Raw genomic sequence first — 20,159 nt, forward strand, 5'->3', positions numbered from 1 at the left:
GGAGGACTGAGCCATGATGAAAGCACTGGCCAAACTGAAACCCGAACCCGGCATCTGGCTGCACCAGACCCCGATACCGAAACTGGGCCATAACGACCTGTTGATCCGAATCCATAAGACCGCCATCTGCGGCACCGATATCCACATCTATAACTGGGATGACTGGGCCAGCAGCACCATTCCGGTACCGATGACAGTCGGGCATGAATTTGTCGGCAGTGTCGCCGCCATCGGCCAGGAAGTCAGCGGTTTTAAACCCGGCGACCGGGTCTCAGGCGAAGGTCACATCACCTGCGGTCACTGCCGCAACTGCCGGGCCGGGCGCCGCCAGCTATGCCGCAACAGTGTCGGCGTCGGCGTTAATCGCCCCGGTGCTTTCGGCGAATATCTGGTCATCCCGGCGGTCAACGCCTTTCGAATCCCCCAGGGAATTTCCGATGAACTGGCGGCCATTTTCGACCCGCTGGGCAACGCGGTCCATACCGCACTGGCCTTTGATCTGGTCGGTGAGGACGTGCTGATCACCGGTGCCGGCCCGATTGGAATCATGGCTGCCGCCGTGGCGCAGCATGCCGGTGCCCGTCATGTGGTGATCACCGACATCAACCCTTACCGGCTCACGCTGGCCCAACAGCTGGGGAACACACACACCATTAATATTGCCGAGCGTAATCTGGACGACGTGATGCAGGAACTGGGCATGACCGAGGGCTTTGATGTCTGCTTGGAGATGTCCGGCGCGCCCGCCGCCCTGAATCAAATTCTCGACAGCATTAACCACGGCGGCAAGATCGCCATGTTGGGTATTCCCGCCAACGACACGGCCATCGATTGGTCGAAAGTCATCTTCAAGGGGTTAACCATCAAGGGGATCTACGGTCGCGAAATGTTCGAGACTTGGTATAAGATGGCCAGCCTGATTCAAGCCGGACTCGATGTCAGTCCAATTATCACCCACCGTTTCCCGATTGATGAGTTTCAGCAGGGGTTCGATGTGATGCGTTCCGGCCAATCTGGAAAAGTCATCCTTGATTGGGGCGTTAGCCCTGACAGCGATCATCCCGACCACTAAGCTGTCGCTGCAACACCAGTAAGCGCCGCAACCGAGCAAGAGCCCCCACGATGGCCACAACACCCAACAAGAATCGCCCCGCCACCGATCCGGCCAGCCAGGCGCTATGCCAACGGGTGACCCAACTTCGCAAGCAGCACCGGCTGACGCTGGACAAGCTGGCCGCCGCGTCGGGGGTCAGCCGCTCGATGCTGAGCCAGATCGAACGCGGCCAGGCGAATCCAACCCTGGCCGTCACCTTCCGTATCGCCCAAGCCTTTGGGATCAGTGTCGGCGAGCTGGTCGATCAGCCCTGGGCCTCTTCCAGTATCGAGGTGGTCCATGGCGATGACCCCAACAACCTGTTCCGTTCCGACGACAGCTGCCAGATTCGCACGCTATCGCCGCTGCACATGGAAAAAAGCACCGAGTTCTATGAGTTACGACTGGCACCGGGAGCCAGTTTCAGCAGCGCCGCCCACTATGAGGGAACCCGCGAACTGCTGACCCTGGCGCAGGGGCAGGCCGAAGTTCGCTCCGGTGACAGCCTGTGCAAGCTCGGCCGAGGTGATTCAGCCCACTACCGGGGAGATCTGACTCACCGGATCGACAACACCGGCAGCGACGAATTGATCGGCTATCTGGTGGTGACCAGCCCCTGATCAATCCTAACCTGCCGACGATAAACCGCTTGGTCAAACCACCCGTTGCTCCGATACCAGACGGATTCCGGCCCCCTTCAGTCGCCGATAAAGGGTCACGCGGGTAATTCCCAGTGACTTGGCGGCGGAAATATTGCCGTCAGGTCGTTCGACCGCCTGGCGGATCATCTCGATCTGAGCGCTGCGTAAAGTCTGGCCCACGCCGACTCGGACGGGGTCTGCGGGGGACTGAATCGCAGGTTTCTTAGCCCAGCAACGCCTGATAGCGCGACTCAAAATTCGCCACCAGCCAATCCATCAGCGCCTTGACCCGCTGCACCTGATAGCGCGCTGGCGGGCAGACCAGCGACAGCTCGGTGGCATGGTTCCAATCCGGCAACACCTCCACCAGTGATCCGTCATCCAAGCCAGGCTGGACATAAACATCGGCCAGCCGCGCCACGCCCAGCCCGGCTTTAGCGGCCTGCAACATCGCCCGGCCGTTGGCTACCTTGAAACTCTGTTTGATCGGCAGCGTGACCCGTTCCTGCTGCCTGACAAACAGCCACTCGGTAACGCTGCCGCAGATCAATGGCAACTCCCGCAACTGCTCCGGATGCTCGATCTCTCCCCGCTCCGCGACAAAGCCGGGGCTGGCCACATAACGGGTCCGAATCCGGTAAAGCCGACGGGCCACCAGACTGGAGTCGGGCAGATCCCCCATCCGCATCACCAGGTCCACCGGATCCTTGAGCAGATCGACCCGATGGCTGGAGAAATCCAACTCCACATTCACCTTGGGGTGCTGTTGCAGAAACTCGATCACCAACGGGGTAATCAACTCTTCACCGATCAGGCCGCCCACCGCATTCATTCGGATCGGCCCTTGCAGTGCCTGATTCGCCTGAACTGCCCAGGCCTGGGCACTCTCCAGTTGATCCACCCCCTGCTGGCACAGCCTTTGGAAGCCCAGACCCACATCGGTCAACCGCAGGCTGCGGGTAGTCCGGTGCAGCAGCTGGACCCCCAGGTTCTTTTCCAGTGCCGAGATATGCTGACTGAGGCTGGCCTTGGAGACCCCGCTGGCTTCGGAAGCCGCAGTAAAACTGCCGTGACCGGCCACCGCCAGGAAAGCGCGAACCCCGTTCCAATAGCTACTGTTCATCGATCTTCCCCCCCTGTTCCAACGCCAAAAACCAGCATGATGTTTGGTTTATCTTAACAATGTTTTCATATTAGCCATATTTATCAAAACACCAATCATTCCGACAATAGCACCATCGACTGCACCACGTAGTCCCTCAACAATCCTTGATTCAGGAGTCGTTCTCATGTCGAAGCCACTTATCGTTATCACCGGCGCCAGTTCAGGTATCGGCGCCGCCATCGCCCGTCACTTCAGTGACGCCGGTCATCCATTGCTGCTGCTGGCCCGCCGGCTTAAGCAGGTCGAGGCACTGCAGCTGCCCAACAGCCTCTGCCGCCAGGTCGATGTCTGCGATGCGACCGCTTTCATCCGAGCCATTGAAGAAGCCGAGCAGGCCTACGGTCCGGTGGATGGATTAATCAACAACGCCGGTTGCATGCTGCTGGGTCAGCTCGATGAGCAATCACCGACCGAATGGCAACAGATGTTCGACGTCAATGTGATGGGGGTTCTGAACGGAATCCGCGCAGTACTGCCGGCCATGAAAGCGCGCCGGGGCGGTACCATCATCAACGTCAGCTCGATCGCCGGACGTAAGACCTTCCCCAACCACGCGGCCTATTGCGGCACCAAATTCGCCGTCCATGCGATGGGGGAAAATCTGCGCGAAGAGGTGGCCGATTCCGACGTGCGGGTGGTGACCATCGCCCCCGGTGCGGTGGAGACCGAACTGCTGTCCCACACCAGCTCCGAGCAGATCATCAATGACTATCAGGCCTGGAAAGAAAGCATGGGCGGTGCCATTGCCGCCGACGATGTCGCCGCGGCAACGCTGTTCGCCTACAGTCAGCCGCAAAATGTCTGCATCCGCGAGCTGGTGATCGCACCAACCCGCCAGCAGCCCTAAGCTCGACACTGAGCTTCACCGATCGCCGCGTTATCGCTACGCGGCGATCCCGTTACACCACCCGTTTTTCCGACACCAGATTGATCCCGGCGCCCTTCAAACGCCGGTAAAGGGTCGCCCGGGTAATCCCCAGTGACTTGGCGGCGGCGGAGATATTGCCGTCGTTGCGCTCGACGGCCTGGCGAATCATTTCGATCTGGGCGCTACGCAGGGTCTGGGCTTCGGTCTCCGGTTGCTCGGGCTGGCCGATCAATGCCAACCGGTTATCACTGCTCGCTGCGGCTGTCGCGGCTGTGGAATTCCGAACCGGCGCTTCGGTCTGGAGCTGACGGCGAAACTGCTCAGTCAGATGCTCAGGCGTGATCAGATCCTCATCCGGTTCCAGGAAAGCGATGCAGGTCTTCAGCACCGTCAGCAGCTGCCGGACATTGCCCGGCCAGTGGTAACCGGCCAGCAGTTGCAACAGCTCGTCATCCACCCGCAGCCCGTGACCGCTGCCGGCTTCCAGCTGCAGCAGTCGAGCCACCAGTCCGGCGAAATTGCGCCGTTGGCGCAGCGCGGGGATCTGAACCTCGACGCCATTCAAGCGGTAGTACAGGTCCTCCCGGAACCGGCCCTCGTCGACCATCTGTTTCAGGTCACGGTGGGTGGCACAAATCACCGTGATATCGACCGGCAGTTCTTTGCTGCCCCCCAACGGCGTGACGGTGCGCTCCTGCAGCACCCGCAGTAACCGGGCCTGCAGATCCAGCGGCATATCGCCGATCTCATCCAAAAACAGGGTACCGCCATCGGCCTGCTGCACCTTACCGGTCATCCCACCTCGGCGGGCACCGGTAAAGGCGCCGTCCTGGTAACCAAACAGCTCCGATTCGATCAACCCTTCCGGAATCGCCGCACAGTTGAGCGCCACGAAGGGCTTGTCGCAACGGCCACCATCGCGATGCAGCGCTCGGGCCAATGCCTCTTTGCCGGACCCCGTCTCACCCAACAGCAGCAGGGGAATCTGATGCTGCAATGCCCGTGAGGCCTGCCGACAGGCACGATTAAAGCCGCTGTCTTCCAGGGTGATATCGTCCAGCCCTATGGTACCGTCGCTCGGCGGTCGGGGCCGCTGTCTGGTCAACGGTGCCGCCACCGAACCCTGCGGACGATGGTCGGGAATCTGGATCAGACGAGCAAATAGCCGTTTGGCGGTGGAGGTTTCCAGCATCAACGCGTTGCGCGGCGTTTTGAGGGACTGATCGATCACCGGCCCCAACGGCTGGCCAAACAGTCCCTCAAAACACCGAGAGTTCACCGCACTTCGGCACGGGACCTCGTCGAATCCCAGGCACTGGGCCGCTTCCCGATTCATCGCCAGCACCGTGCCGTCATTAGCCAAGGCAATCAGCCCCTGCCACAGGCTGTCGACAAACTCCGGTCGCGAGTGAGCCGCCAGAAGCAACGCATCACGGTACTGATCGACAAACAGCCGGTTCTCGATCAGTCGGGTCGACATGCTGACCAGGCCCAGGTTGTGACTGCCGCCGCAACCCCGGTGGGAGGTCACATCCAGCACCCCGACCACGGCACCGCCGGGTTCAAAGATCGGTGCCGCCGAGCAGCTGAACCGGCTGATGGCGTCGAAATAATGCTCTTCGCCGCTGATCATCAATGGTTTCGGATTCATCAGTACCGTACCGATGGCGTTGGTCCCCCCGCGCTGTTCGCCCCAGCTGGCACCGGGAAGCAAGGAGTAGCGTGAAGCCCGATCGAGGAAGCTGCTGTCGCCCAGGCTCTTGAGGATGGTGGCGTTGGCATCGGACAGCATCACCATGCTGTCGCGCTCGCCGAAATGCCCCAGCAGTGCTTCCATCTCGGCGGTGGAGCTGGCGATCAGGCGCCGATTACGCTCCTGCAGCTCGGACGTTTCCCGCTCGGAAAAAACCTTCAGATCCAGCTCCTGCTCAAAACTCAGCCCCTGATCCAGACAGCGATTCCAGGAAGACTCGATCTCTTCGCGCAGCATGCCTTGCGGCAGGTGCCCCATCCGGGCAACCGCTTCGCGGGCTTCGACGGCACTGGCGCGACTCTGTTGAAATTCAGCGGACATGGTAATCGCCTCCTCTTCAGCTCAACCGCTAGGGTTGGAAAATCGTTATACGGCCCAGGTCAGACGGCGCGACCAGGGAATCCGCTCCACCGAGCGTTGCTCGGTCCGGTATCGGGCCCTGTCGGACAACCAGCGCCGTAGTGCTACCGGATCCGGCATGCCGTTGCGCGCGGCATCCATCGACTGCAGATAGCAGCCTACCTGGGCACTGATATAGGCGGCCGCGACACTGGCGCCGACCACATTGGGATGGCAACGGTTGGCACGATCAGGCCGCACACAGGCGCCGAAATCCGCCTGCGCCGACGGCCCCCAGGAAGTCTCACCCGGCGCACAGCGGGCATCGCCGGTTACCCGGATCACACCGGAATAGGCCGCCGGAAAGACCTCTGCGCCCATCGCCGGTGACGAGGCCACCAGCACCACGCCTGCCTCTCCGGCTCGAATGCAGGCCTGCTCCAGGGCGGGCCTCGAGGTTCGGATACCAAAACTGAGGTTGATCACCTGAACGCCCTGATCCAGCAGCCAGTCGATCGCCTTTGCCGCCTGCTCGGCATTGGCGGCCAGGCGCCGGTCGAAAATCTTTGCCGACAACAGCGCCACCTCCGGCAGCTGCTGGATCATCACCCCGGCCAACGTGGAGCCGTGACCGAGCCGATCCAGCCCTTCCATCTCCCACGTTATTAGCCCCTGGGGTTGGCTAAAATCCGCCATCGCCGCCACCGAATTCCGCTGAAACTCCGCCACCCCGGAATCAACCAGGCCGACCCGTACTCGACTCGCGAAACGCTCACTCATGCTCAAACGCCTCCGCTGCGCTGATGGGGGTCAGCCTGCCGTTCTCTAACCGCAGCAACTGATCCATGCGGGCCAGGGTGCTGGCACGGTGGCTGATCACGATCAGGGTCCGATTCCGGAACAGCGACTCAACGCTGGCCATCACCTGGCTTTCGGTAGCACTGTCGACCGCCGATGTGGCTTCGTCGAGGATCAGCACCTGCGGTTGCTGCAGCAGCGCGCGAGCGATAGCGATACGCTGTCTCTGGCCACCGGAAAGCCGGGCGCCGCGCTCGCCAATCTGGGTTTGCCCCCCCTGCGGCAGACTGTCGATCAACTCGGTCAAACCGGCCTGCTGCAATGCCTGCTCCAGCGCTTCCGGTTCAGCCTCGGGGCAGGCATAACGGACGTTGTCTTCGATGCTGCCGCGAAACAGCACCACCTCCTGGGACACCACCGCCACCCGCCGACGCAGTTGCGACAGTGGCAATTGGCGGATATCGACCCCATCGAGCAGGATGGCGCCCTGCTGCGGATCGTAATGCCGCTGCAGCAAGTCGATCAGGGTCGACTTACCGGCGCCTGAGCTCCCCACAATTCCAACCCGGCTGGCACCGGCAATCAGAGCCGATGCCTGACGCAGCACCGGATCGGCACCGGCTTCATACCCGAAGTTCAACTGCGCTATGCGAATCTCGGCAGCCTCTGTAGAGGCCCTGGTCTCCGACTCAACCAAATCCGCTGCGGGATTAGATACGGAATCGGTCACCAGGGGGCTTGCCTGAGTCAGCTCACAGACCCGGTCGAGACTGACCTGCAACCGCTGCACCGCCATATACAGACCGAGCAAGGTATGCACCGGACCGACCGCCATGCCCAGGTAAGCCGAGAATGCGATCAGCGCCCCCAGCTCCATCTCACCCTGAATCACCGCGTAGCCGCCGATCAGAAACGCGCCGGCGCGGAACAGCGTGGTCATGCTGGACGGCACACTACCGGCGGCAAACTCCAGCAGCTGCAGATGCAGCAACTCATCCAGATAGCTGCGGTTGAGTTTGCGTAAACGCTCGCTTTCGCGGCCCTCGGCCCCGACCGACTGGATAAACTTCATCGCTCCGAGGGTTTCGACCAGGAAGGAGGAGATATCCGCCGAGCGTTCCCGCAAGCGCCGGGTCCGACGCTGCACCAGCGGCCGGATAAAACGCAGATAAACCAGTTGCAGCGGGATCAGCGCCAGCATCGCCAGCGCCAGCTGCCAGTTGAGCCACAGCAGCATCGCCACCGAGCCCACCAGCCCCAACAGCCCGCTGACCGCCGAGAACAGCCCGTCGACGGCGAAACGTTGGATCTCGGCGACGTCTCCATCCAGCCGCGACAGCACATCGCCGGTCCGGCGACGGGCGTAGAACGTCGGTGACAGGGTTTGCAGGTGCCGATACACCGATTCACGCAGCGCGAACAGAATCTGTCCCGACAGGCGGGTATGACAGTAGCGGTTGATCCCACCCAACAGGGTCGATCCCATCGCCACCGCCAGCAGGGTCGATGCGATCCACAGCAGCTGCTCGAAATTACCGGCAAGCAGCCCTTCGTCGATCATCCGCTTGGTCAGATAGGGCTGCACCAGTACCAGCAGCGAGGCCAGCATCGACAGCAACAACAGCAAACCCACCGCGCGCAGGTGGGGACGCACAAAGCCGAACAGCCAGGCCAACGAGGCCCGGCGATCAGCCTGGGTGTCCATGGCTCGGACGTCGGCGTCCAGAGTCTGCTGCCACATTTCTTAGTTCTCCATCGACTCAGTGCCCCTTGCGCGGGGTGATGTAGGTGTCGATAAAGTCCGGATTCTGGGCCCGGATCCGGGCATAGACATCGATACCGAAGTCGACCCAATCGCGCATCAGGTCGCAGTAGTGATAGGTCGGCATGGTCGGATCTTCGTAGCGGGCGTAGCTCTCGTGATAACAGCCGCCGGAACAGAGGTTGCGAATCCGGCAACTGGCACAGCCGGTATTGGTGCGATCCAGCCGCTGATCCAGAAAACCGGATAAACGCTGATGATCGATCCCCTGCTCCACCGAACCGAACAGCTCCATATCAGAGCCGGTAAAACGGTGGCAAAGGTTCAGGCCACCGCTGTGGTCCACCGCCAGCATCGCCACCCCGGCCCCGCAAGGCAGCGCCTTCTTGCTGCCTTCGTGAATGTCGGTGATCAGTTGGTGCATGTTGGAGAAGCCGATGTTGCGGTGTTCCAAGGCCGCTTCCAGGTAGCGCTGACCCAGCCGTTTCATGTTGGCGAACACCTCGGCGATCTCGGCTTCGGTCAGGTTGAAATCGGCGATATCGCCGGACGTGACCGGGGCAAACCCCACCTCGGCAAAGCCCAGCTCGTTGAACAGGTGATCCCAGATCCGCTCCACATCGGTGATCCCCCGGGTCAGGGTGACGCGGGCGCCTACCGGGCGGCTGCGGTAGCGCGACAACAGCATCTGCGCCTTACGGGCCACCACCGCGTAGGTGCCCTGACCGCCGACGGTGATGCGATTCTTATCGTGGATCGCCTGGGGGCCATCCATGCTGATCGACAGGCCGAAGCGGTGCTCGGCCAGAAACTCGATGGTGTCTTCGTTGAGCAGGGTGGCGTTGGTGGTCATGGTGAAGTCGACCGGTTTACCGGCTTGCTCGAAGCGCTGCTCGGCATAGGCCACCACCTGCTTGATCAATGCCAGGTTACTGAGCGGCTCGCCGCCGAAAAACACCAGGTTGTAGCGAGGCTCATCCGGCGACTCGCGCAGCAGCATCTCGATCGAATCGCGGGCGGTGTAAAAATCCATCTTGCGACCGGCCGACGGCGTATCAAGATCCTCCTTGTAGCAATAGGTGCAGCTCAGGTTACAACCGGTGTTGACGTTCAACACCAGGGTATTGAGCGGAAAGTTCTCGACATGCGTGACCCCGATCTCCGGGGTCACCGCCCTGCCATCGGTGACCACTTCCATCGCCACCAGCTCGGCCAGCGTCTCCCCCAGTTCGTCGCGATCGAAACGCCCGGCCAGTTCGGTGTTGAGCCGATCCAGGCTCAGATCCGGCGTCTGTCGGAGCAGGTCGATCACCGCCGCGCTGATCTGATCGAGCTGGAACAAACTGCTGCTGGGGATATGAAACAGCAGGCGACGACCTTCGACGCTGACTTCGTGAAGATTGTTGTGGAGCAGATTCAAGGGCGTACCCATGGGACCTCCTGGTAAAACGGTGCCGCGACGGCAGCTGATAATCGGTTAAGGGGGCGCAGTGGCCGGCCGGAGACCGATTCCAACGCGCAACGGAACCTCGCTAACGGCTTCGCCGCAACGGGTTTGGCGCGCTTGAGCGCAGCTTGGGGAGCTTGATGTGAAGATCAGAAGTCAGCCGCCGCGACTGGCGGCAACCGGCTGCAGCACGGCTGCAGGACAAAGCAGAATGGTCGATCATAACGGGCTCGCTCAGTTATATTTATTAGTACGAGTGTCCAATATTCATCTACCCTAACAGCAAACCAATCAACAAAATAGAACTCTTGTCCTATTTTTTGGTCAGTTTTGATATCTATTTCTTATAACGACCACGCCAAAATAAAACTATTGGTGATAAATTGAACGATCTGAGCCAATTAGCGATAATCCCGCCCAGCCCGACTATCCCCGGATTCCGACCCCCTATGCGTGAGCTCCAACTGCAAGTCCGCCCCGGCACCGCCGCTTTCTCCAAAGGCCAACAACGAGTACTGAAGATCCTGCAGTCCGCCCGTGATCTGATGATTGCCGGGGGCTACCACAACCTGACCATGCGCAAGGTTGCGGCCGAGGCCGGGATCAGTGTGGGCAACCTCAGTTATTACTATCCCAATAAGGAACATCTGCTTCGTGACCTGCTCGATCAGGTGATCGAGAGTTACATGTGGGAGTTCGACAAAATCAAAGAGGAAGCCGGGGTGGGGCCGGAGCAGCAGTTTGTGGCGATTATCCGCTTTATCATCGATGACCTCGGCACCCAGGAAACCACCAACTTCTTCCCCGAGCTTTGGGCCCTGTCAAATCATGACAGTCATGCCGCCGAGCGGATGGACGCGCTCTACATCAAAGCTCGCCTCGTTCTGAACGAACTGATCGAAGTGCTGAATCCGTCGCTGAATGAGCCCGAGCGTGAACAGCTGGCGCTGTTTATCTCCGCCTCGATGGAAGGGCTGACCCCCTTCGCCGGGTTCAACAAACCCTGGGAGTCCAAGCGGGACAACATTGCCAATATCGCCGCGATCAGCTTCCTGAACCTGGTCAAAACGATCCGCAACGAAGATATCGACCAACTCCGCTGACAGGCGATACACCCGTTTCAAGATAAAACACCCGGTTCAAGTTCCGGTCCGACGCCGGCCTGTTCGCAACCGAACAGAAAAGCCAATAAATTCTATTTATCAGCCAGTTACGCAGCAAAAAAAGCACTGGCACAGTTCCTGCCAATCAGTACCTGTCACAGTCCTCGGCGGCGATTCATGATCGCCGCCGGCAGCTACCGATAACAACAAAAGGCAGGATCTATGAGCTATATACAATCCACTATCTCCCCCAGCCCGAAGGCCGCCGCCTTCCTCGATCGCCAACACCGGATGCTGATCGGCTCGCGCTGGTGCGACGCACTGAGTGGTGAAACCCTCGAGGTTGAAAACCCCGCCACCGGCGAACTGATCGCCCGTATCCCCCGCGGTGAAGCCGCCGATGTGGAGCTGGCCGTCAAAGCCGCCCGCGATGCCTTTGAGAGTTCCGACTGGAGCCGGATGCGTCCGCCCCAGCGGGAAAAACTGATGTGGCGATTAGCCGAGTTGATGGAGCAGAACATCGAAGAGCTGGCCGAGCTGGAGTCGATCGATAACGGCAAATCCGCGGTGGTCGCTCAGCATGTCGACATCACGGTGGCGATCGACTTTTTGCGCTACATGGCCGGCTGGTCCACTAAAATCGAAGGCCGCAGCGTCGATGCCTCGGTCACCTACATGCCCGATGCCAACCTGCACGGTTACACCCGCCGCGAGGCGGTCGGCGTGGTCGGTGCCGTGATTGCCTGGAACTTCCCGCTGTTACTGGCAATCTGGAAACTGGCACCGGCACTGGCCACCGGTTGCACCATGGTGATCAAACCGGCCCAGGAGACCTCGCTGAGCGTGCTTCGTTTAGCCGAACTGGTTCTCGAGGCCGGCTTCCCGCCCGGGGTGTTCAACGTCGTCACCGGCGAAGGCCATGTGGCCGGCGATGCGCTGGTCAAGCATCCGGGCGTCGACAAGCTGACCTTCACCGGCTCCACCGAGGTGGGCAAGCTGATCGGCAAGGCGGCAATGGACAACATGACCCGGGTCACCCTGGAGCTGGGCGGCAAATCACCGGTGATCGTACTGCCCGATGCCGATATCGCCCAGGCCGCCGCCGGCGCCGCCACCGGGATCTTCTTCAACTCCGGCCAGGTCTGCTGCGCCGGTTCACGACTCTATGTTCACAAGAAGGTGTTCGACAATACCGTCGCCGAGATCGCCAACATTGCCCAAGGCATGTCGCTGGGTCAGGGGCTGGACCCCAATGTGGATCTGGGGCCGCTGGTCTCCCGCAAGCAGCTGGATCGGGTCTGCGGCTATATTGAAGACGGTCGCTCCCAAGGTGCCAGCATCGTCACCGGCGGTGGCCAGGCCGGTGACAAGGGCTACTTTGTCGAGCCGACCATTCTGGTCGATGTCGATCAGAGCGCCCGGGTGGTTCAGGAAGAGATCTTCGGCCCGGTAATGACCGCCATCCCGTTCGACGATATCGATGAGGTGGTGCGGATGGCCAACGACTCTCCCTACGGTTTGGGTGCCAGCATCTGGTCCAACAACCTGTCGCAGGTCCACCGGATGATTCCGCAGATCAAATCGGGCAGCGTCTGGGTCAACTGCCACACCGCCCTGAGCGCCACGCTGCCGTTCGGCGGTTACAAGCAATCCGGTGTCGGCCGCGAGATGGGCGCCGAAGCGATCGAGCACTACACCGAGGTCAAGACGGTACTGATGTCGGTCTGAACCCGGCAGCCTAGCTCCTCACTGGGCTGCTTCGGCAGCCCTTTTTTCCGCCTCCACTCGGCGCACGGCCCTCGCTAGCGGCCCGGTTTAGCCGGAATAACCCCGGACGCCCCCAAGCCGTTGAGTTGCTTCATCCGGGCGGGGATCGGCGGCAACCTCATCTCGGACAACGCCTGCTCCAACTGCTGTTTGATTCGATCTCCCCGGGAATCACGACGCAACGCCAACCCGAGCGGAATCGGCGCAGCAGGCGCCTGCTGAAAATAGATCGCCGGGTGCTGCGACAGCGCCTCCAGCGCCTGATGCAACGCGGCCCGCTCAAACCAGATCAGATCGACCCGTCCCCGCAACAGCATCAACACCAGCTCATCCAGTTCGGCCAGGTCAAACTGCTCGATCGGCACCCCCAGCATCTGCGACGCAAACCCCTCGTTTCCGTAAGGCGTACCGACCCTCAGCCGTTCGGCCTGAATCCGCCCGGTCGAATCTCTTCGAATCGGCGCCAGCGAGATAAAGTCGGTATTGACCGGATAGGGCCAGCGCACTTCCTGAGCCTGGCGATAGAAGGCATCGACTTCACGCCCGAACGGGGGTGAAGCCGGCCAGATCCGCCTCGCCGCTGAGCAGCTGCCGCTTGGCTCGGCTGTAGGGCATCATCTGAACCTGAAACGGAGCCAGTCCCTGCTGCTCGAGACGCTCAAACAGCTGTCGAACCAAACCTTCACCGTCGGCGCCGATCTGTGGCGGCAGCGGCTCAAAAGCGGCACGGATCGGTTGTTCCCCATCGGGGGGCTGACCCGCCTGGGGGAGACTCGCCCAAGACGCTGAGCCTCCCGTCAGTAACAATGAAAAGACGAGCCAGTTAATGCGCATTTCGACAACTCAACGGGCCACACACAAGACACCCAGACAGCAACGGCATTTCCCCGATTTGAATGACAACCAGCTACCAGTTTAGTCGCAGATTCAACCGGATTGGGATCAACGGAATGCGTTATCCGGACAGCGGCCTCACACCGATCGATCCGGCGAATCCGATCCGAGGTCCTCAGGCACGCCAGTAACTGATCAGCGCACTGTACAACGGAATCCCCACCAGCACATTAAACGGAAAGGTGACCGATAACGAGGCGGTAATCGACAGGCTTTGATTCGCCTGCGGCAGTGCCACCGCCATGGCCGCCGGCACGGCAATATAGGATGCGCTGGCACCCAGGGTCGCCAGCAGGATCATGCCACCGGTGGACAAGCCCAAAAACCCAGCCAGCAGGGCACCGGCAGAGGCTCCCAGCAATGGCATCATGACACCGAAGCTGGCGATAAAAGAGCCGTACTGCTTCAGCGCACCAAGGCGCCCCGCAGCAACCCGCCCCATCTCCAATAAGAACAGTGCCAGTACGCCATGGAACAGGGTGCCGAAAAACGGCATCAGTTTTTCGGCCCGTGGTCCGGCCCAGAAGCCGATCAGCAACGATCCCACCAGCAGCAGAACCCCTTGATTCAGGAAAATCTCCCGCAGGGCTTGTCGGCGGCTAGCACCGGACAGATGACTGTTGGCCAGCCACAACCCCACCGCGATCGCCGGGATCTCCAGCAGGGCGACAAACAGTGGAAAATAGGGCTCATAAGGGATCTGACTGGTTTCCAACAGCGTGATCGCGACCGCGTAGGTCGCGATGCTGACCGAGCCGTAGTGAGCCGCGATCGATGCCGCATCGATCCGGGCCAGACCACCAATATAGCGAAGCACCGGGAAAGCCAGTAGCGGCAACGCCGCGCCAAACAGAATAATGGCGCCGGACTGCCACAGCAGCGCGATGGTGGCATGGTCCGCCAGTGCGATGCCGCCTTTGAGGCCGATCGCTATCAGCAAAAACAGCGTCAGGCTCTGATACAACCCCGACGGCATCTTGATCGGCGCCTTCAGCAGCTGCGCTACCGCACCGAACAGGAAGAATGCAGCGACGATATCCAGTTGCACCTTAGACTCCTGAACTCGTCTTGGCCTGCGCTGTTGTTTGAGCCGGTTTTTGAACCCTTACTCGAGCCGCCTGCAGGGACGTCCTGGCGTTTAGCAGTCGTAAACCCAGGCTGCAGACCGCCAGCACCACCGCCGTCATCACCACCCCCATAACCGGCAGCTGCTGCTCTAGCAGGATCAGCCCCATCGTGAGCAACAGTCCAATCGCTGCCAACTCAAACGCCACTACCCGATTCATGCTTTGCCTCCCATATCGATGCGATCGAAAATCTGGCGGCCATCATGGAGCAATATTAAAATAGATAAAAATCGATTTTTTATATGCTGAAAATAGATTTTTATCTATATCTAATTAAAGATGTTTTGGTGATCTGTTATGGCCCGCTTTTCAGCCCGCATCGGCACCCTGCGCCAACTGGAGATCGTTCTGGCCGTGTACAAGCACGGATCGATCACCGCCGCTTCCCACGAGCTACACCTGACCCAACCCACCCTGTCGATGCAGCTCAGAAAGCTGGCCGATAGCATCGGAACCCCGCTGTACAGCACCGTGGGGAAAAACCTGGTGTTCACCGAGGCGGGCCTGGCGGTGGTCGAGAGTGCCCGCGAGATGCTCTCCTGCGTTGATCGTCTGGAGATGAAGCTGGCTGACCTGCAGGGGATGAAAGCCGGCCAGTTGCGACTGGCGGTGGTGACCACAGCCAAGTATTTTATTCCCCACCTGCTGGGGGATTTTCTGCGCCGCTATCCGATGATCGACGTCCACTTCAATGTGGGAAACCGACAGCAGATCATCGACCGTCTGGCCAGCGGCGAAGACGATTTCTATGTGTTCAGCCACCCCCCGCAGGAACCCAGGTTAGAACTTCAACCTTTTGTTCCCAATCCCCTGGTGGCGATCGCTTCGGAAGGTCATCCGCTGGTCGAGCAGGCTTCGGTTTCGCTGGATCAGTTTAGGCAGCTACCCTTTCTGATGCGCGAAAGCGGCTCCGGCACTCGCCATGCGATCGAGCGCCATTTTGAACAGCAGGGCGAGACCCTCAAAGCCCGGATGACGATCGAGAGTAACGAGGCGATCAAGCACTGCGTGATGTCCGGGCTGGGGGTCTCGATCCTGTCGCAGCACACCCTGGCCTTCGGAGGCAGCACCGGCTTGGCCATGCTGCCGGTTGAAGGGTTACCGATAACCACCCAGTGGTTTCTGGCCCGTCTCCCCGCCAAGCAGATGTCGGTGGTCGCCAGCACCTTTCTCGAATACCTCGAAAGCGAAGGTCGCGATCGATTGCTGGCCGAGATGGGCACAGCCTGAGCGAACCAGAGGCCATGGTGTTTGGCACCGTGGCCTCATCGCCAGAAGGCATATCAATCTCCACTCGCGTAGTGAATAATCATGGCTTTCACCGCGGGCAAAGGCCCCGTCAGTCGGGTTCCTCCATGCCCGGATTGGTGGCACTGTTTGATGGCACGCGATTAATGCGCTTCAGCCAGGTGGTTAGCCACGCCGAAGACCTCGACCAAGCCTTTAGCAAGCCCCTGAAGGAGGAGCGACATTGGAACGCCTGAATCTGAACCTTCTCCGAGCCCTGGCCACCCTGCTGGAGGAGAAAAATGTCACCCAGGCATCGGTGCGCCTGCACCTGACCCAATCGGCCATGAGCCGGCAACTGGCCCAGCTGCGGGACTACTTCGACGATCCGCTGCTGATTCGCGAAGGCAACAGCTACCACCTCAGCGCCCGTGCGATCGAACTGCTCCCCCGGGTGCAAAGCATCCTCAGCCAGGCCGATGGGCTACGCCAACTAAGCCACTTTGATCCGGCCAGCTGCGATCGCCAGTTCAGCTTCGCCTGCACCGATTATGTGGCCCAGTTTATCTTCCCCCACATCCTCAACCGGCTGCAGCGTGAAGCCCCCGGAATCAGCTTCAGCTACGAACTCTGGAAGCCCCAGAGTCTCAGCCGACTGGGGCAGCTGCCGCTGGATTTCGTCTCCACCACCATCTCGACCCTGCCGGCCAATCTGCAGAGCATCTTCCTGGGCAAAGACCAACCGGTCTGCCTGATGGCCGCCAAGCATCCCCTGGCCACTGAAGCCAGACCCTCCCTAGACGCACTGTTGGCGTACCCCTTTGTGCGGGTCAACAGCGGCGGGGACAAAGACTCCTTCTTCGAGCGAGCGCTGGAGAGCCAAGGGCTGAGTCGACAGATCCTGTTTGAGGTGCCGTTTTTTTCGGCCGCCTTTCAGGTGGTGGCGCAGGGCAGGGCACTGATGATCCTGCCGGCCCATATCGCCCGGAACGCCGCCAACGCCCTGCCCCTGAGCTATTGCGAGCTGCCGCTAGCGCTGCCGGAACACCACTATCACCTGTGCTGGCACCTGAAGCACGATCGGGACCCGGCCCATGGCTGGGTACGCAACTGCATTGCCGACGAGATAAAAGCCTCGATGTACTCTCCCAAGTTTCATGACTTGAAGTCATAGCAGCTAGATATAATTGTCATTTAAAGAATACCGCTAGTTTCTCTACACTAGTGTCTTCACTGAAATCTGGTTGGCACATGGCATCATGACTCTCACCGTTTGGCTTTCACTCGTCGCCATCTGCTGCCTGGGCGCTATCTCACCCGGCCCAAGCCTGGTGGTGGTGTTGCGCCACAGCCTCGGCAACGGCCGCAGCCACGGCATCCTGACCGCCATCAGCCACGGTACCGGGGTGGCGATCTGGGCGGTGCTGACCCTCTGGGGCCTGGGACTGCTGGTCACCGAAACACCGCTGCTCTATACCGCGCTCACCTATGCCGGGGCCGGTTATCTGGCCTGGATGGGGGTCAAAGCCCTAAGGGCCAAACAAAACAGTGCCCTGCAGGTGGAAGGCCGATCCTCGTCCCTGGCCGATGCGGCCCGGGACGGGATCATGATCTCGCTGCTGAACCCGAAACTGGCGATCTTCTTTATCGCCCTGTTCTCCCAGTTCGTCAGCGCCGACCAGGGCACCACCGAGCAGTTGATCATGGTCGCCACCGTGTTCTCCATCGACACCCTCTGGTACATCATCGTGGCGCTGATCATCTCCCACCCGCGCGTACTGCGCAGCCTGGAGAAACGCGCCACCACCATCAACCGGGCCACCGGACTGGTGTTGATCGGCTTGGCGCTGAGAGTGGTAACGCTCTAGGACAGTACAGCGGCACGTCTGAAACAAATCAACGGTAGTCAATGAGGGGAAACGGGAAAGCTCAGCTACACTGGATCCTGATCAGAGAGATTCCGCGCACAGCTTGCCAAGGAACTGATTAACGACACCCTTAAAAAGAACTCACCCTGGCCAGCAGCAACGTTACTCACAGGGACCGTCTGCCATGAAACTCATCGATCGAGCCGGTAAAGCCGCAATGACACTCAGGGAAAACCTCTTTGCCTTATCGGAGCGGGTCGGCGGCTGGATCGAGGGTGACAATCACCCCCGAGCCTTGTCCTTACTGCTGGTTATTTCCGGATCAGTTGCCTGTTTAATCATTGCCATCGCGGTCTTGCTGCTCGGGATAACGATCTGGGTAAGCCTGTTATCCGGTGATGGAAATTCCCCCGGGTTTTTCAATGTCCTCGGCCCCTTCGGCGATTTTATCGGCGGGATTCTCAATCCGATCTTGACCTTCATTATGTTCATCTCGGTGCTCTTCACCATCGTGATCCAGAGTAACGAACTCAAAGAAACCCGGAAGGAGATAGCGCGGCAGGCTTCAAGCCACCAGGAACATATCAAGATTCTGAAGAAGGAGAATACCAACCACCACCTCTGGCTGGCATTCAACGAATCGAGGGACAAATTCTGGCAGTTGTCGAAAGAGAAAATCGACGGCGGTGACCAGAGTCTCTATTTCTACGTGATGAGTAATTCCCGGCCTCCGACTACCGAACATGTTACCAAGCAGGTCGAATTTATGGATCGTAAGCTGTCTTCGGTGACATTGCTGGCATTAGAACTCTTACCGAATATGCCGAAACCGGCGGCAGTGGTTCTACTTAACGACATAGAAGACACCTATCGTTTTGCACGCAAACTATCGATCATATCGGACGACCAGATTAAGGTTAATCTGGATAAAATCAGAGACAAGCTCGAGTCGGAGTCAGGCACATCCTTTGAGGCCATATTCGCTTTGCTCTTCAGCACTATTTTCGGCGGTCCGGAGCAGTCCGAAAAGACCAACGATAACAAGACTCAGAAATAACCTCAGACGACGGTCGCCTGCAGATACAGATTTGAGTTGTCATACCTTAGGCAGCTTATCACCGGCCAAATTCAGACGGGTGGAGCCAGGGAACGGGCGAATGGGTTTAGCCGCAGCTGAACTATCCTGAAAAACCCCGGACTGAGCAGCCACTATTGACGGCTGTCGATCCGCTATTAAAAAATAAAAAGATCGACAAGCAGTCTAGTTACCTGTATGGTTGCCGTCAGCTAGAAAAAAGCCTTTCGATTTACATTCTACAGCCGCTGTCTTATTCGTAATTCCTCGTCCTGCAGTTTCTAAGTTCCAGTCTATATTTCCAAGCTATTCGAGCCTTATCAAGGCACAACTCTATATAAAATTCAGGATATTATTATGTCTAATACAACGACCGGAACCGTAAAGTGGTTCAACGAAGAAAAAGGCTTTGGCTTTATCGAGCAGGAGTCTGGTCCCGACGTTTTTGCTCATTTCAGCGCTATTGCCGGTGACGGCTTCAAGACCCTGACCGAAGGACAGCGTGTCCAGTTTGCTGTGACTCAAGGCCAGAAAGGCCTGCAAGCTGAGAACATCGTGGCACTGTAAGTCTGAATTGATGTCATTCGATTCGACGCTGGAGAGCATGGATCAGCCATGCTCTCTACTGAAAACACTGCCTATCCATCCCTAACCCTATTTTTCTGACTATTTCCTTCCCGCTTTTATTTCGTAAGTCCTCCGTAAATTTATAAATAATTGTGATATGGCCTGTATCGTCAGGAACTATGGATAGATATCAATAAAAGGAGTTTCCATTTATGTTGAAAAATCTAAATGAAAACCTATGCGTATCTCGCTTTTCAAACAAAGAAGCTGATAAGTGGATCTGCTATGAACCCTCTACGACTTGCTCTGATTCTAAACGCCGGACATGGAAGCGTTTGACGGGACTATTGTCCCAACAAGAGATGTGTCGCTATCTAGAGAAAAACCACCCTTGCAGCGAAATTACCGACACCTACCAATCCATCTCTTCGCGCCCCTGAAAGCGCTGTGCTGAGCCGCTAATCTCGCCACTTATCCATGAGCGTCATAAATAGCGAGCCAGTCGATAACGAAAAGTCTTCGTTCGCTAATCCAATTTGTTTGTGCTCCGTCTTGTCCACTTTCCGCCTGACTGCCGCCCCTGAAATAAGACAACCACAACAGCCTGAAGGGGAAAGCTGTTGCGGTTTCAGGGTTATCTGATGAAGCCGTCAGGGGACACGACT

At 59.0% G+C, this 20,159-nt stretch carries 21 protein-coding genes; 11 read left to right on the plus strand and 10 right to left on the minus strand.

The features are described 5' to 3' along the window. Positions 1-16 precede the first annotated feature (16 nt). Together tdh and ACO05M_RS00345 are read left to right on the plus strand one after the other, a co-directional pair. Positions 17-1,072, plus strand: a complete 1,056-nt coding sequence (gene tdh / locus ACO05M_RS00340; protein WP_421870806.1) for an L-threonine 3-dehydrogenase — start codon at positions 17-19, stop codon at positions 1,070-1,072. A gap of 50 nt (positions 1,073-1,122) precedes the next feature. Continuing rightward, a complete protein-coding gene (locus ACO05M_RS00345; RefSeq protein ID WP_421866522.1) occupies positions 1,123-1,713 on the plus strand; it encodes a helix-turn-helix domain-containing protein in 591 nt (196 codons plus the stop codon). Positions 1,714-1,746: 33 nt separating this feature from the next. Here the strand turns inward: ACO05M_RS00345 and ACO05M_RS00350 are convergent, their stop codons facing one another. Continuing rightward, positions 1,747-1,914, minus strand: a complete 168-nt coding sequence (locus tag ACO05M_RS00350) for a helix-turn-helix domain-containing protein (protein WP_421866525.1) — start codon at positions 1,912-1,914, stop codon at positions 1,747-1,749. Positions 1,915-1,957: 43 nt separating this feature from the next. Beyond that, positions 1,958-2,857, minus strand: a complete 900-nt coding sequence (locus tag ACO05M_RS00355; protein ID WP_421866529.1) for a LysR family transcriptional regulator — start codon at positions 2,855-2,857, stop codon at positions 1,958-1,960. Positions 2,858-3,023: 166 nt separating this feature from the next. On the opposite strand from ACO05M_RS00355, the gene ACO05M_RS00360 reads away from it, so the two are divergent. Further along, on the plus strand, positions 3,024-3,746 hold the full coding sequence (locus ACO05M_RS00360) for an SDR family oxidoreductase (RefSeq protein WP_421866531.1): 723 nt from the start codon (positions 3,024-3,026) through the stop codon (positions 3,744-3,746). A 52-nt stretch (positions 3,747-3,798) separates the two neighbouring features. Here ACO05M_RS00360 and ACO05M_RS00365 read toward each other — a convergent pair whose 3' ends face one another. From ACO05M_RS00365 to peaB, 4 genes are read right to left on the minus strand one after another with little or no spacing between them, the layout of a single operon-like run. Beyond that, positions 3,799-5,841 carry a sigma-54-dependent Fis family transcriptional regulator gene (locus ACO05M_RS00365; RefSeq protein ID WP_421866534.1) on the minus strand — a complete coding sequence of 681 codons (2,043 nt, stop codon included), beginning with the start codon at positions 5,839-5,841 and terminating at the stop codon, positions 3,799-3,801. 45 nt (positions 5,842-5,886) lie between these two features. Further along, positions 5,887-6,639, minus strand: coding sequence for a subtilisin-like serine protease QhpE (qhpE, locus tag ACO05M_RS00370; RefSeq protein WP_421866537.1), 753 nt, complete (start codon positions 6,637-6,639; stop codon positions 5,887-5,889). Beyond that, positions 6,632-8,398, minus strand: a complete 1,767-nt coding sequence (locus ACO05M_RS00375; RefSeq protein WP_421866540.1) for an ABC transporter ATP-binding protein — start codon at positions 8,396-8,398, stop codon at positions 6,632-6,634. The genes qhpE and ACO05M_RS00375 overlap by 8 nt, the downstream gene beginning before the upstream one ends. A 19-nt stretch (positions 8,399-8,417) precedes the next feature. Then, on the minus strand, positions 8,418-9,851 hold the full coding sequence (gene peaB / locus ACO05M_RS00380) for a quinohemoprotein amine dehydrogenase maturation protein (RefSeq protein ID WP_421866543.1): 1,434 nt from the start codon (positions 9,849-9,851) through the stop codon (positions 8,418-8,420). A gap of 464 nt (positions 9,852-10,315) precedes the next feature. Here peaB and ACO05M_RS00385 point away from each other — a divergent pair, with 464 nt between their 5' ends. Next, positions 10,316-10,969, plus strand: coding sequence for a TetR/AcrR family transcriptional regulator (locus ACO05M_RS00385; protein WP_421866546.1), 654 nt, complete (start codon positions 10,316-10,318; stop codon positions 10,967-10,969). Positions 10,970-11,191: 222 nt separating this feature from the next. Then, positions 11,192-12,697, plus strand: a complete 1,506-nt coding sequence (locus tag ACO05M_RS00390) for an aldehyde dehydrogenase family protein (protein ID WP_421866550.1) — start codon at positions 11,192-11,194, stop codon at positions 12,695-12,697. Between the two features lie 74 nt (positions 12,698-12,771). On the opposite strand, the gene ACO05M_RS00395 is transcribed toward ACO05M_RS00390, so the two are convergent. The 4 genes from ACO05M_RS00395 to ACO05M_RS00410 form a co-directional block, all read right to left on the minus strand. After that, positions 12,772-13,242, minus strand: coding sequence for a hypothetical protein (locus tag ACO05M_RS00395; RefSeq protein WP_421866552.1), 471 nt, complete (start codon positions 13,240-13,242; stop codon positions 12,772-12,774). Positions 13,243-13,273: 31 nt separating this feature from the next. Continuing rightward, positions 13,274-13,570: a hypothetical protein gene (locus tag ACO05M_RS00400; protein ID WP_421866556.1), complete on the minus strand. Its 297-nt coding sequence runs from the start codon at positions 13,568-13,570 to the stop codon at positions 13,274-13,276. A 175-nt stretch (positions 13,571-13,745) separates the two neighbouring features. Next, on the minus strand, positions 13,746-14,678 hold the full coding sequence (locus ACO05M_RS00405; RefSeq protein ID WP_421866560.1) for a sodium-dependent bicarbonate transport family permease: 933 nt from the start codon (positions 14,676-14,678) through the stop codon (positions 13,746-13,748). Between the two features lies 1 nt (position 14,679). Beyond that, positions 14,680-14,916, minus strand: a complete 237-nt coding sequence (locus ACO05M_RS00410) for a hypothetical protein (RefSeq protein WP_421866563.1) — start codon at positions 14,914-14,916, stop codon at positions 14,680-14,682. A gap of 138 nt (positions 14,917-15,054) precedes the next feature. Here ACO05M_RS00410 and ACO05M_RS00415 point away from each other — a divergent pair, with 138 nt between their 5' ends. From ACO05M_RS00415 to ACO05M_RS00440, 6 genes are all read left to right on the plus strand, one after another. Then, positions 15,055-15,987 carry a LysR family transcriptional regulator gene (locus tag ACO05M_RS00415; RefSeq protein WP_421866566.1) on the plus strand — a complete coding sequence of 311 codons (933 nt, stop codon included), beginning with the start codon at positions 15,055-15,057 and terminating at the stop codon, positions 15,985-15,987. A 125-nt stretch (positions 15,988-16,112) separates the two neighbouring features. After that, positions 16,113-16,241 (plus strand): hypothetical protein, encoded by a 129-nt coding sequence (locus tag ACO05M_RS00420; RefSeq protein ID WP_421866568.1) that lies wholly within the window; start codon positions 16,113-16,115, stop codon positions 16,239-16,241. Further along, positions 16,229-17,158, plus strand: a complete 930-nt coding sequence (locus ACO05M_RS00425; protein ID WP_421866570.1) for a LysR family transcriptional regulator — start codon at positions 16,229-16,231, stop codon at positions 17,156-17,158. The genes ACO05M_RS00420 and ACO05M_RS00425 overlap by 13 nt, the downstream gene beginning before the upstream one ends. Before the next feature lie 85 nt (positions 17,159-17,243). Further along, positions 17,244-17,852 (plus strand): LysE family translocator, encoded by a 609-nt coding sequence (locus ACO05M_RS00430; protein ID WP_421866573.1) that lies wholly within the window; start codon positions 17,244-17,246, stop codon positions 17,850-17,852. 184 nt (positions 17,853-18,036) lie between these two features. Further along, positions 18,037-18,909, plus strand: a complete 873-nt coding sequence (locus ACO05M_RS00435; protein WP_421866576.1) for a hypothetical protein — start codon at positions 18,037-18,039, stop codon at positions 18,907-18,909. A 375-nt stretch (positions 18,910-19,284) separates the two neighbouring features. After that, positions 19,285-19,494, plus strand: coding sequence for a cold-shock protein (locus ACO05M_RS00440; RefSeq protein WP_114695078.1), 210 nt, complete (start codon positions 19,285-19,287; stop codon positions 19,492-19,494). Positions 19,495-20,159: the final 665 nt, after the last annotated feature.

The organism is Motiliproteus sp., assembly GCF_965230735.1.
Taxonomy (GTDB): Bacteria; Pseudomonadota; Gammaproteobacteria; order Pseudomonadales; family Balneatricaceae; genus Motiliproteus.

What these genes read in the sequence shown, in the direction of transcription:
- tdh (WP_421870806.1), top strand. Translation starts at nt 17, where the DNA reads ATGAAAGCACTGGCCAAACTGAAACCCGAACCCGGCATCTGGCTGCAC.
- ACO05M_RS00345 (WP_421866522.1), top strand. Translation starts at nt 1,123, where the DNA reads ATGGCCACAACACCCAACAAGAATCGCCCCGCCACCGATCCGGCCAGC.
- ACO05M_RS00355 (WP_421866529.1), bottom strand. Translation starts at nt 2,857, where the DNA reads ATGAACAGTAGCTATTGGAACGGGGTTCGCGCTTTCCTGGCGGTGGCC.
- ACO05M_RS00360 (WP_421866531.1), top strand. Translation starts at nt 3,024, where the DNA reads ATGTCGAAGCCACTTATCGTTATCACCGGCGCCAGTTCAGGTATCGGC.
- ACO05M_RS00365 (WP_421866534.1), bottom strand. Translation starts at nt 5,841, where the DNA reads ATGTCCGCTGAATTTCAACAGAGTCGCGCCAGTGCCGTCGAAGCCCGC.
- qhpE (WP_421866537.1), bottom strand. Translation starts at nt 6,639, where the DNA reads ATGAGTGAGCGTTTCGCGAGTCGAGTACGGGTCGGCCTGGTTGATTCC.
- ACO05M_RS00375 (WP_421866540.1), bottom strand. Translation starts at nt 8,398, where the DNA reads ATGTGGCAGCAGACTCTGGACGCCGACGTCCGAGCCATGGACACCCAG.
- peaB (WP_421866543.1), bottom strand. Translation starts at nt 9,851, where the DNA reads ATGGGTACGCCCTTGAATCTGCTCCACAACAATCTTCACGAAGTCAGC.
- ACO05M_RS00385 (WP_421866546.1), top strand. Translation starts at nt 10,316, where the DNA reads ATGCGTGAGCTCCAACTGCAAGTCCGCCCCGGCACCGCCGCTTTCTCC.
- ACO05M_RS00390 (WP_421866550.1), top strand. Translation starts at nt 11,192, where the DNA reads ATGAGCTATATACAATCCACTATCTCCCCCAGCCCGAAGGCCGCCGCC.
- ACO05M_RS00400 (WP_421866556.1), bottom strand. Translation starts at nt 13,570, where the DNA reads ATGCGCATTAACTGGCTCGTCTTTTCATTGTTACTGACGGGAGGCTCA.
- ACO05M_RS00410 (WP_421866563.1), bottom strand. Translation starts at nt 14,916, where the DNA reads ATGAATCGGGTAGTGGCGTTTGAGTTGGCAGCGATTGGACTGTTGCTC.
- ACO05M_RS00415 (WP_421866566.1), top strand. Translation starts at nt 15,055, where the DNA reads ATGGCCCGCTTTTCAGCCCGCATCGGCACCCTGCGCCAACTGGAGATC.
- ACO05M_RS00420 (WP_421866568.1), top strand. Translation starts at nt 16,113, where the DNA reads ATGCCCGGATTGGTGGCACTGTTTGATGGCACGCGATTAATGCGCTTC.
- ACO05M_RS00430 (WP_421866573.1), top strand. Translation starts at nt 17,244, where the DNA reads ATGACTCTCACCGTTTGGCTTTCACTCGTCGCCATCTGCTGCCTGGGC.
- ACO05M_RS00435 (WP_421866576.1), top strand. Translation starts at nt 18,037, where the DNA reads ATGAAACTCATCGATCGAGCCGGTAAAGCCGCAATGACACTCAGGGAA.
- ACO05M_RS00440 (WP_114695078.1), top strand. Translation starts at nt 19,285, where the DNA reads ATGTCTAATACAACGACCGGAACCGTAAAGTGGTTCAACGAAGAAAAA.